This window comes from Rhodoferax sp., assembly GCF_028714215.1.
Taxonomy (GTDB): domain Bacteria; phylum Pseudomonadota; class Gammaproteobacteria; order Burkholderiales; family Burkholderiaceae_C; genus Rhodoferax.
Genome location: NZ_JAQTMS010000018.1, coordinates 46097 through 57232, shown reverse-complemented (window position 1 = coordinate 57232; position 11136 = coordinate 46097). Strand labels below are relative to the sequence as shown.

The window sequence follows — 11136 nt, the reverse complement described above, 5'->3', positions numbered from 1 at the left end:
ATGGTTCAGCGTTTGCCTTGATCTGCCGCAATCGGTTCGCATGGTGAAAGTGTCCGACAGCCCAGGCTTGGCCTGAAATTGTGGTTACCATCTGCGCAGGAGATGGACCGGATGGTTAACGCAACTGCCAGCGACAAAGGTGATTTCAAGTTATTGCGGTATTTCACCACCGCCAGTCTGGTCGCGTTTCTCGTGGTGGCAGTTCTGCTGGGCTACGTTTTTCGCAAACTGGCCATAGACGGGTTGTTGAGCGGCTACGAAAACGAGCACGTCAATCACGCCAAGATTATCGCCAACGAGATGTGGGACCGGGACTTCGTGCCGCTGCTGGCGGCGTCCGCCGGCAAGTCGGCAATCGAGCTTCAGACCGAGCCGCAGACCCTGGTTGTGCACAGCAAGGTGCTGCGGCTGTTGAGTGGTACCAAAATCTTCAAGATCAAGGTCTATGACCTCAAGGGCATGACCATCTACTCGACCGAACTCAAGCAGATCGGTGAAGACAAACACAACAATGCCGGTGTGATGGACGGCTTGCGCGGTGTCAGCGGTTCCGAGCTGGTGCACCAGGACACTTTCAGCGCGTTCGAGGGCGAGGTGCAGAACCGCGATCTGGTGGAGACCTATGTGCCGCGCTACGACCCGGTCAGCGGCAAGGTCAGCGGCGTGTTCGAGATCTACGGCGATGCCACCCTCCTGGTGGCCGAAATCGACCAGCGCCAGCGGCTGGTCGTTGGCGCCGTGGTCGGCTTGCTGGCTCTGCTGTACCTGGCGTTGTCGGTGATTGTGAAAAGAGCGCAGGACCATATTGATGAGCAGAATCGCGAGCGCGAAAAAGTCCAGCAGGCCCTGGGTTTGAGCGAGGAGCGCTGGAAGTTTGCCCTGGAAGGCGCCGGCGACGGGGTTTGGGACCGCAACCTGCAAACTGGCAAGGTGGTGTTTTCAAAACGCTACAAGGAAATTTATGGCTTTGCCGAGAACGAACTGGAGGCGCGCAACGAGTCGTGGGATGCGCGCGTTCACCCGGACGATCTGGCCCGGGTGGAGGCCGACCGCGCGGCCTATTTCAGGGGAGAAAAGCCAAGCTACGTGAATGAACGGCGCATGCAGTGCCGGGACGGTAGCTGGAAATGGATACTTTCGCGCGGCATGGTGGTGGCGCGCGATGCGCAAGGAAAACCCTTGCGCATGATAGGCACCCACACCGACATCTCGGAGCGCAAGGCGCTGGAAGAGCGCTTGCAGCAGTTGGCGCATTTCGACGTGCTGACCGGGCTGTCCAATCGCGCCCTGTTTTCCGACCGTTTGCGCCAGGGCCTGGCCAAGGCCAGGCGCGACAAGAAGCGCATGGGGCTGCTGATGATAGACCTCGACGAATTCAAGCCCGTCAACGACATGCATGGCCACCACGTGGGCGACCTGCTGCTGAAGGAAGTAGCCCGGCGCATGCTGGAATGCGTGCGGCGCGAGACCGACACCGTTGCGCGCCTGGGCGGAGACGAGTTTGTCGTGATCCTGTCAGGGCTTGAAAAAGCGCAGGATGCGCTGGATGTCGCCGAAAAAATCCGCTACCGGCTCAACCAGACCATTGAAATTGCCGGGTTGCAGCTCAAGGTCTCGTCCTCCACCGGCGTCGCGGTATTCCCCGAACATGGTGCCGACGAAGTGCTGCTGCTCAAGAGCGCCGACGAGGCCATGTACCGTGCCAAGGAAAATGGCCGCAACCGGGTGGAACTGGCGCCCGACCTGGTGCTTGGTGCACAGTAGGCTGTCGGTCCTCGAGAGAGCCGCGGCCATTGAGGGTTCCTTAATCCGTGACACGCGCAGCAGGAGGCGCTGTCATGCCGGACCCCGATCCGGCATCCATGGATTGCGGGTCAGGCCCGCAATGACAACATCGGATCCGTTTTTGCGCAACAGTGTCGTGAATTTCGGAAACCTGAATAGGGTGTGATTTTTTTTGTCATGATGTGTATTGCATTAGTGATACACTGATGCACAATGAATTTCGACATCGCTCCCAATGCGCCGACGCCGATCTACCGCCAGATCGTGGAACAGGTGCGCCGCTTGGTGGCCAGCGGACAGTTGCGTCCCGGTGACGATTTGCCCTCGGTGCGCGTCGTCGCTTTGCACCACGCCATCAACCCCATGACGGTCAGCAAGGCCTACAGCCTGCTTGAAACCGAAGGGCTGCTGGAGCGCCGGCGCGGCCTGGGCATGGTGATCGCCCAAACCAGGGCCCGGTCAACGCAGCAGGACAAGTTGGCGCTGCTGCGCCCGGCACTGAGCACTGCCAGCCAAATCGCCAAACAGTTGGGTCTGGACGACAAGCAGGCGCTGGCTGCATTTCAAACCTGTCTGAACGAATGGTCCAAAAAGGAAGCTCCATGAACCTCGATGAACCCGTGATCGAAATCAACTGTTTGAGCCTGCATGTCGAGGCCGCCACCATTCTCGACCACATCACGCTGGCCATTCCACGTGGTGCCGTCGTCGGCTTGGTCGGGCGCAACGGCGCCGGCAAGTCGACCCTGCTGCGCTGCCTGGTGGGGCTGGCCGAGCCCAGTCAGGGCGAGGCGCGCCTGCTGGGCTGTCCGTCGATGGACCTGAGCGATGCGGTGCGCGAACGCCTGGGCTATGTGGCGCAAACCCCGGACTTGTTCGAGTGGATGGAAGTCTTCGAGCACTTGCGTACCATCGGCCAGGCTTACCCGCGCTGGACCGAGGAACGCTGCCTGCTGCTGGCGGTTCGCATGGGTTTGCCGATCGGGCGCACGGTGAAAAACCTGTCCGTCGGGGATCAGCAGAAGCTCGCCGTGGTGCTGGCGCTGGCGCACGATCCGGACCTGCTGTTACTGGACGAGCCGGTCTCGAATCTGGACCCGATGACGCGCGCCGAATTCATGCGTGCGCTGTTTGTGGACCGCTCATTGGGAGAAGAAGACGGTGTGCCGGGCGGCGAGCGCACCATCATTATTTCGAGCCACCTGCTGACCGACCTGGAGCGCGTCGTGTCCCACGTGGCATTTATCCGCCAAGGCCGCTTGCAATTGTTTGAAGCCTGGGATGCGATGCTGGAGCATTTTCGATTGATTTCCCTGCCGGCGGTCGGCCTGCCAGCTTCCGCAATCGTTTGCGAAAACCCGAAAGCCGCGCAGTGCGTGATCGACACCCGCCTGGCGCCGCACTGGGTCGATGCCGGACGCGTTTTGTCGCTGGACGAGTTGTTTGTGGAGTTGAACTCGTGAAAACCAGCTTGTCATTCAGGCGGCAACCTGACCTCACGCGGATGATCATGGCTGCGACACTGCTGATTTTGGCTGTGTTCTGGCTTGTGCTGCTTGTCAACAGCGCCATGCCAGGCCGCGCTGCAGGCGTCAAAGTCTGGATCGTTGTGGCCGGTCTGTGCCTGTTGGTGCAGGGCCGGCGGCAGTCGCTAGCCATCGCCAGCGGCGCCCGCGTGCTCGGTCAATTGCGCACGCCGGAACACCTTTGGCGTGCCTGGTTGCGCGGCTCGTTGGCCGAAGCGATGCGCGTTTGGGGCCTTCTCGTGCTGGGCGCCGTCGCCCTGCTGCTGCTGTCTGAGTCTCCCTGGCAATGGAGTAGCGCCGTCGCAATGTTTTCGGCGATATTGAGCCTGAGCACCCTCGCGGCTTTGTCGAACCATGGCCTGCTGCACCGTGCCTGGGCCTGGGCTATTGTGGCTGGTGGCGTGCTGTTAACTCTGTTCGCGACCTTGACGATAGGTCTTGTAAATATTCCAAACCAACTGGGACAAACGTCCTTTGTTTTGCAGGGACTGCTGGCCCTCTCGTGGCCGCTGCTGGCGTACTGGCTGATGACGATCTGGCAGCGCCAGGCACCGATGGCGCCGGCAGGCACGGGTCAATCAGCCAAAGGTTTCTGGTCACGCAGTTCGGCTTACGCGCGACGCTACACCCGGCTGAACCCCGTTGCCCGCAATCGAACTTCAGACAACCTGGTCCAGACCTCGCCTTTCTGGACCTTGTTTAAAGAGTTCAGCTCGCTCTTCTGGATTGCACCGGTGGCGATTCAGGGGCTGGCTGTGCCGTGGCACGGCAATATTGGCCCCTACCATTTGCTTGGTTTCGGATTGGTTGCTTTGTTGACCGTGCCTTCGGTGGTGTGCAAAGACCTGCACTGGCGCCAGTTGCTGGCCCCTGGCGGCTTGCATCGTGGGCAACTCGGATGGCCTATTTTGCGTACCACCTTGACCTTTCAAATGCTGGCCCTGTTGCTCTTGGCGAGTCTCTGGACGATGGTGAACTGGGCGGCGTTCGACGTCCCCGTTTCCCGCACCCTGGAAACGGCGTGGAAGTACCGTGTGTTCCCGCTGGAATGGTTTTTCGCGACCAGCCTCGCAGTGGTTCTTCGCGCGATGGGCGCAGCTTCCGTCAGAGCTTTCGTCGTGCTACTTTCTTCCTTGACCGTCACGCTTCTGCTGCTCGGCGGCGCCATGCTGTGGGCCTTTGGCCAATCGCGCGGTCCTACCTTGTTTTCAGTGGGTCCTTCCTATGTGAGCGGCTTATTGATCGCCACCTTTGGCTTGGCCGTCCTGTCGAACCGGCTGTGGACCGTCAAGAAACTGCTGCCCTCTCTTCGCTTGCGTTGAGCTCACAGCGCAAGGATGGTTTCGGCCTTAGGCCAGCGCCTCACTTCTTGGCCTTGTCCATCGACTCCTGCATCGCTTTCATCGGGTCGTCATCGCTCTGTTTGTCGTTGGCGGGCGGAGCGGCATCACCCATGGTCGGATCGGACGCCGGCGCGGCGGGTGCTTCCGCCGGGGCCTCCAATACCACCGTGTTCAGATCGACTTTCTCGGTCTTGTCGAGGCCGCTGGAGACGATGCCGGGGAAGGCGATGATCAACCCCACCATGATGATCTGGATCAGCACAAACGGCATGGCACCCCAGTAGATCTGCATGGTGGTCACCGGCTGGATCAGCTTCTTGGTCAGCTTGTCGGTGTATTCCCGGCTCGGCGCCACGCTGCGCAGATAGAACAGGGCGAAACCGAACGGCGGGTGCATGAAGGAGGTCTGCATGTTCACGCCCAGCAGCACGCCAAACCAGATCAGGTCGATGCCGATTTTCTCCGCCACCGGCGCCAGCAGGGGCACCACGATGAACGAGAGTTCGAAGAAGTCCAGGAAGAAGGCCAGGAAAAAGATCAGCAGGTTGACCACGATCAGGAAGCCGACCTGCCCGCCGGGGACGGAGGTCAACAGATGCTCCACCCATTTGGAGCCGTCGACCCCTTGAAATACCAGGCTGAAGACGGTCGAGCCGACCAGGATGAAGACCACGAAGCTGGACAGTTTGGTGGTGGAGGTGAGGGCTTGTTTGAGCAGTTTCATGCTCAGGCGGCCGCGGCTCATGGCCATGATCAAGGCGCCCATGGCGCCCATGGCGCCGCCCTCGGTCGGTGTCGCGACGCCCAGGAAAATGGTGCCTAGCACCAGAAAGATCAGCAGCAGCGGCGGAATCAGCACAAAGGTGACGCGCTCGGCCATGCGCGACAGCAATCCCAGGCGCGTCACCTTGTTGAACAAGGCGATGACAAAAGCCAGTATCACGCCGGCGCACAGCGATACCACGATGGTTTCGTCGGTGGCCACGGTCAGCACCGTTTCGCCGGTCAGCCAGCTGGTGACCTTGGCGTAGTTCTGTCCCAGGTAGATCGCCAGGGCGCTGGACACGATGGTCAGCAGCAGCAGCGAGCGCAGGCCGCTTTTGCCATTGTCTTCGCGGATCGTGCGCGCCTCGATCGGCAAGGCCGGCACCCAGGTCGGGCGAATAAAGGTGAGGAGCACGACGTAGCCGACGTACAGGCCGGTCAGGGCAAAGCCGGGAATGAAGGCGCCCTTGTACATTTCACCGACGCTGCGGCCCAGTTGATCCGCCAGAATGATCAGCACCAGCGACGGCGGAATGATCTGGGCCAGCGTGCCGGAGGCCGCAATCACGCCCGAGGCGACGCGGCGGTCATAACCATAGCGCAGCATGATGGGCAGGGAAATCAAGCCCATCGAAATCACCGAGGCCGCCACCACGCCGGTGGTCGCCGCCAGCAGGGCGCCGACAAAAATCACGGCAAAAGCCAGGCCGCCGCGCAGCGGTCCGAACAACTGGCCTATGGTGTCGAGCAAATCCTCGGCCATGCCGCTGCGCTCCAGTATCAAGCCCATCAGCGTGAAGAAGGGAATCGCCAGCAAGGTGTCGTTCTTCATGATGCCGAAGATGCGCAGCGGCAGCGCTTGCAGCAGCGCTTCGGGCAGGACGCCCAGCTCGACGCCGACAAAGCCGAAGAACAGGCCGCAGGCGCCCAGGCTGAAGGCCACCGGAAAACCCAGCAGCAGAAAAATAATCAGGCCCCCGAACATGACGGGGGCAATGTTGGCAGTGAGAAATTCCATGCGTGTCTCCGGGATCAAGCCGCGTTGGCTTTGGCGGCTTTTTCTTCGGCCAGCTTTTGAATCGCTTCGGCCAGCTCTTCCTCGGCGGTTTTTTCGACCTTTTTGTGCGTTGGATCTTCAATCAGCCCTTGCAGAAAAGCCAGGCGCTTGATCAGTTCGGAGATGCCCTGCAACAGCAACAGGCCAAAGCCCAGCGGCATCATGGCGTAGACCGGCCACAGGATCAAGCCGCCGGCGTTGGAAGACACTTCACCGGAGTTATAGCCATTGAGGAAGAACGGAATGCCGAACCAGAGAACGGCAGAACAAAAAGGCAGCAGGAAGAAAATGAAACCAAACACATCGATCCAGGTCTGGGTGCGCTTGGACCAGCGGCCGTAGATGACATCAATCTTCACATGTTCGCCGTTCAGCAGCGTATAAGCCGAAGCCAGCAAAAAAGCGGCTGCAAACAGATACCACTGCACTTCAAGGTAGGCGTTGGAGCTGACGTTGAAAATCTTGCGCACGGCGGCGTTGACGGCGCTGATGACGGTGGACGCCAAAATCAGCCAGATCACATGTTTGCCGACCTGGCTGTTGAGCCAGTCGACTGCTTTCGAGAGTTTTAGAAGCGCCTGCATGGAGTCTCCATCATTAGAAAAATTGCAAATCAGCCAGTTACCGTGAGCCGTAAAAAATCGCCGCGGTTCAACCTTTGCCAACACGAGAGCGTAACGTGTTGTGACCCGGAAAAACGTGAAGCGCCGGTATTTTAGGGTCTAGGGTAAACACTGATGGCGCTTGGCCGAGGGCAAGCGAGGGCTACATCCCTGTTTATTCATGGCCGGCTGGTTGCCCCGGTTGTTCCAATTTCAGGCGACCAGGCCGCCAAAAAAATTGGGGGCGGTTGCCCGCCCCCAATCAGTTTGATGCACCGAACGGCCGGCGCCGGATCAGAAGAAGCCCAGCTTGCTTTCGCTGTAGCTCACCAGCAGGTTCTTGGTTTGCTGGTAGTGGTCCAGCATCATCTTGTGGGTTTCGCGACCGATGCCGGACTCTTTGTAGCCGCCGAACGCGGCGTGGGCTGCGTAGTCGTGGTAGCAGTTGGTCCAGACGCGGCCGGCCTTGATGGCGCGGCCCATGCGGTAGGCGACGTTGCCGTCACGGCTCCAGACTCCGGCGCCCAGGCCGTACAGCGTGTCGTTGGCCAGGGCCAGCGCATCGGCTTCGTCCTTGAAGGTGGTGACGGCCAGCACCGGGCCGAAGATTTCTTCCTGGAAAATGCGCATCTTGTTGTGGCCCTTGAACAGGGTCGGCTGCACGTAATAGCCACCGGCCAGGTCGCCGCCCAGATTGGCCTGCTGGCCACCGATCAGCACTTGCGCGCCTTCCTGCTTGCCCAGGTCCAGGTAGGACAGGATTTTGCTCAGCTGCTCCTTGGAGGCTTGCGCGCCCAGCATGGTTTCGGAGTCCAGCGGGTTGCCTTGCTTGATCGCCGCCACGCGCTTGAGCACGCGCTCCATGAACTGGTCGTAGATCGATTCCTGAATCAGCGCGCGTGACGGGCAGGTGCAGACCTCGCCCTGATTGAAGGCAAACAGCACCAGGCCTTCAATCGCCTTGTCGTACAGGCCGTCGTCGGCCTTGGCGATGTCGCTGAAGAAGACGTTGGGCGATTTGCCGCCCAGTTCCAGCGACGCCGGGATCAGGTTGCTGGCGGCCGCTTGCGCAATCACACGCCCGGTGTTGGTGGAGCCGGTGAAGGCAATCTTGGCGATGCGCTTGCTGCTGGCCAGCGGCATGCCGGCTTCGCGGCCATAGCCGTTGACGACGTTGACCACGCCGGCGGGCAGCAGGTCGGCGATCAATTCCATCAGGATCAGGATGCTGATGGGGGTTGATTCAGCGGGCTTGAGTACCACGCAGTTGCCGGCCGCCAGGGCGGGCGCCAACTTCCAGGCCGCCATCAGGATCGGGAAGTTCCAGGGAATGATCTGGCCCACCACGCCCAGCGGCTCATGAAAGTGGTAGGCCACCGTGGTTTCATTGATCTCGCTGACGCCGCCTTCCTGGGCCCGGATGCAGCCGGCAAAGTAGCGGAAGTGGTCCACCGTGAGGGGGATGTCGGCGGCCAGCGTTTCACGGATCGGTTTGCCGTTGTCCACCGTTTCGGCGTAGGCCAGCAGTTCCAGGTTGGCCTCGACGCGGTCGGCAATTTTCAGCAGCACGTTGGCGCGGTCGGCGACCGAGGTCTTGCCCCATTTGTCGGCGGCACCGTGCGCGGCATCGAGCGCCAGTTCGATGTCTTCGGCCCCGGAGCGTGCCGCCTTGGTGTAAACCTTGCCGTTGATCGGGCTGATGACGTCAAAGTAGACGCCTTTGAGCGGGGCCACAAACTTGCCGTTGATGAAGTTGTTGTACTGGGCTTTGAAGGCAATTTTGGCACCAGCGGTGCCGGGGGCTGCATAAATCATGGTGTTTCCTCGTTATGGGCGAAAGATTGAAAAATTCCCTTGCGGGCCGATCTTTCCCTCAAGTCCCGTGCCAGCTTCGATCAGGCGCGGCGGAGCCATGATTTCAAACAACTTTTTGTAAATCCTGACTTTCCGCCGGGCCTGAGGTCATGGTGCGATACGCGACAACTGTCACAAAACGCGACAGTCAAGATCCTTCTGGTCTATGCAAGACGTTTCATATCGCTGGAGATTGGGTCTTTCGCTACGATCCCGGTAGTTCGGAAGACACAGAACGGACAGGAATCCGTTCAGGAGACAAGCTTGCGCAACCCATCACCGGCCCTGGCCTTGCGCCAGGCGCGCCTGCAATTGCTGGAACACGGCGACTTCCCGGTCGAAGGAATAGACGAGCGGGTGGCACGCTCCTGGCGGCGCAGCCTTGCCGCCGGCCTGTCGCCAGGCGCTCGTTTGCTGGATAGCCAACATGCCGGTGGCATCGGCTTGCGCGACACGCTGGCCTTCAACGTCGATCTTTTGTCGCACTCTCGGCCGGTCATGGAATTTCTGTTCCAGCAAGTGCGCCACAGCCAGGGCATGGTGATCCTGGCCGACCAGCGCGGCACCTTGATGCACACGCTGGGGCATCCCGATTTTCTTGGCAAGGCGGAACGCGTGGCGCTGTCTTGTGGCGCCAACTGGCACGAACAGTACCGCGGCACCAATGCCATCGGCACGGCCCTGATTGAAGCCAGCGGGGTCGAAATACATGGCGGCGAGCACTTTCTGGAACGCAACGGTTTTCTCACCTGCACGGCGGCGCCCATCCTGTCGGCCAAAGGCGAACTGCTGGGCATTATCGACATCTCCGGCGACCATCGCAGCGGCCATCCCCACACCCTGGGGCTGGTCAGCATGGCGGCCAGCATGATTGAAAACCGCCTCCTGTCAGCCACCTGCCGGCGTCAGGTCCGGCTGCACCTGCATGCCCAGCTGGAAGGCATAGGCAGCGTTGCCGAAGGCATTCTGGTGCTGTCGGACGATGGCTGGATTGTGGGTGCCAACCGCAGCGGCCTGGCGCAGTTGCATCTCACGGCGCACGATCTGGGCGCCACGCCGCTGGCCCGCGCGATGGATGTGCGGCTGGACGATCTGCTGGCGCGCCAGCAGCGCCGACCGGGCCAGCCGACCCAGGTCCACCTGGCCGACGGTGCCACCTGTTTTGTGCAAGTGCAGACCGACAGACTGGCGTTTCCGGCGATTGCGCTCTCCGCCGCCAGTTTGCCCGGCGCCACACCCCAGGATGCCCTGAGCCGACTCGACACCGGCGACCTGCGTTGGCGCAGCGCCAGCGACAAGGCCAGGCGCGTCATGGACAAACCTATCCCCTTGTTGATTCAAGGCGAATCGGGCGTCGGCAAAGAGCTTTTCGCGCGCGCCCTGCACGACAGCGGCGCGCGCCGCGACGGCCCCTTTGTCGCCATCAACTGCGCTGCGCTGCCGGAGAATCTGGTTGAGGCCGAGTTGTTCGGCTACACCCCCGGCGCCTTTACCGGGGCCCGGCGCGAGGGCAGCCCGGGGCGTTTGCGCGAAGCCCATGGCGGCACACTTTTTCTGGATGAAATTGGCGATATGCCACTGGGCCTGCAAACTCGCTTGCTGCGCGTGCTGCAAGAGCGCCGCGTGACGCCCCTGGGCGGTGGCCGCTCGGTCGATGTCGATTTCGCCCTGGTCTGCGCCAGCCACTGCAAGCTGCGCGAAGCGGCCGAGAGCGGCAGGTTTCGCAGTGATCTGTACTACCGCATCAACGGCCTTACCGTGCTGCTGCCGGCCCTGCGTGAGCGCACTGATTTTCAGGCCCTGACCGAGCGCCTGCTGCGCAATCTTCATCCCGAGCTGGACCTGCACATCGCACCCGATCTGCTGGCGCGCCTGAGCGCCCATGCCTGGCCCGGTAACTTGCGCCAGTACGTCAACCTGCTGCGCACGGCCAGTGCCATGCTGGACCCGCACGAGACTTGCATCGCCTGGCAGCATCTGCCGGATGATTGGCTGCAAGACCTTGCGCCGGCGCTGGTGCCTAGCGGGCAGCACGCGCCGCCGCCAGCGTCACTGGCAGAGGCTTCGCACAATCTGGGAGAGCTTTCCCGTCTGGCCATCCGGCAAGCGCTGGACGCCAGTCGCGGCAATATGTCGCAAGCGGCGCGGCGGCTGGGCATCAGCCGGCAGACCCTGTACCGCAAGCTCAGCGATTGAGGTCCGGC

8 protein-coding genes are annotated in these 11136 nt (G+C 61.3%); 5 read left to right on the top strand and 3 right to left on the bottom strand.

Annotated features, from left to right (window positions below):
- The first annotated feature begins 111 nt into the window (after nucleotides 1–111).
- From PHS32_RS10315 to PHS32_RS10300, 4 genes are all read left to right on the top strand, one after another.
- Nucleotides 112–1764, top strand: a complete 1653-nt coding sequence (locus PHS32_RS10315; RefSeq protein ID WP_301078867.1) for a diguanylate cyclase — start codon at nucleotides 112–114, stop codon at nucleotides 1762–1764.
- A 234-nt stretch (nucleotides 1765–1998) separates the two neighbouring features.
- Nucleotides 1999–2391, top strand: a complete 393-nt coding sequence (locus PHS32_RS10310; RefSeq protein WP_301078866.1) for a GntR family transcriptional regulator — start codon at nucleotides 1999–2001, stop codon at nucleotides 2389–2391.
- Nucleotides 2388–3248, top strand: coding sequence for an ABC transporter ATP-binding protein (locus PHS32_RS10305; protein WP_301078865.1), 861 nt, complete (start codon nucleotides 2388–2390; stop codon nucleotides 3246–3248). The genes PHS32_RS10310 and PHS32_RS10305 overlap by 4 nt, the downstream gene beginning before the upstream one ends.
- The gene (locus tag PHS32_RS10300) at nucleotides 3245–4633 is read left to right on the top strand and encodes a hypothetical protein (protein ID WP_301078864.1); all 1389 of its coding nucleotides are present in this window, start codon (nucleotides 3245–3247) and stop codon (nucleotides 4631–4633) included. The genes PHS32_RS10305 and PHS32_RS10300 overlap by 4 nt, the downstream gene beginning before the upstream one ends.
- 40 nt (nucleotides 4634–4673) lie before the next feature.
- Here the strand turns inward: PHS32_RS10300 and PHS32_RS10295 are convergent, their stop codons facing one another.
- From PHS32_RS10295 to PHS32_RS10285, 3 genes are all read right to left on the bottom strand, one after another.
- Nucleotides 4674–6437, bottom strand: coding sequence for a TRAP transporter large permease subunit (locus PHS32_RS10295; RefSeq protein WP_301078863.1), 1764 nt, complete (start codon nucleotides 6435–6437; stop codon nucleotides 4674–4676).
- 14 nt (nucleotides 6438–6451) lie between these two features.
- Nucleotides 6452–7060: a TRAP transporter small permease subunit gene (locus PHS32_RS10290; protein ID WP_301078862.1), complete on the bottom strand. Its 609-nt coding sequence runs from the start codon at nucleotides 7058–7060 to the stop codon at nucleotides 6452–6454.
- A 312-nt stretch (nucleotides 7061–7372) separates the two neighbouring features.
- Complete coding sequence (locus PHS32_RS10285; RefSeq protein ID WP_301078861.1) at nucleotides 7373–8893, bottom strand: aldehyde dehydrogenase family protein; 1521 nt, start codon at nucleotides 8891–8893, stop codon at nucleotides 7373–7375.
- 303 nt (nucleotides 8894–9196) lie between these two features.
- Here PHS32_RS10285 and PHS32_RS10280 point away from each other — a divergent pair, with 303 nt between their 5' ends.
- The gene (locus PHS32_RS10280) at nucleotides 9197–11128 is read left to right on the top strand and encodes a sigma-54-dependent Fis family transcriptional regulator (RefSeq protein WP_301078860.1); all 1932 of its coding nucleotides are present in this window, start codon (nucleotides 9197–9199) and stop codon (nucleotides 11126–11128) included.
- Nucleotides 11129–11136: the final 8 nt, after the last annotated feature.

What these genes read in the sequence shown, in the direction of transcription:
- PHS32_RS10315 (WP_301078867.1), top strand. Translation starts at nt 112, where the DNA reads ATGGTTAACGCAACTGCCAGCGACAAAGGTGATTTCAAGTTATTGCGG.
- PHS32_RS10310 (WP_301078866.1), top strand. Translation starts at nt 1,999, where the DNA reads ATGAATTTCGACATCGCTCCCAATGCGCCGACGCCGATCTACCGCCAG.
- PHS32_RS10305 (WP_301078865.1), top strand. Translation starts at nt 2,388, where the DNA reads ATGAACCTCGATGAACCCGTGATCGAAATCAACTGTTTGAGCCTGCAT.
- PHS32_RS10295 (WP_301078863.1), bottom strand. Translation starts at nt 6,437, where the DNA reads ATGGAATTTCTCACTGCCAACATTGCCCCCGTCATGTTCGGGGGCCTG.
- PHS32_RS10290 (WP_301078862.1), bottom strand. Translation starts at nt 7,060, where the DNA reads ATGCAGGCGCTTCTAAAACTCTCGAAAGCAGTCGACTGGCTCAACAGC.
- PHS32_RS10285 (WP_301078861.1), bottom strand. Translation starts at nt 8,893, where the DNA reads ATGATTTATGCAGCCCCCGGCACCGCTGGTGCCAAAATTGCCTTCAAA.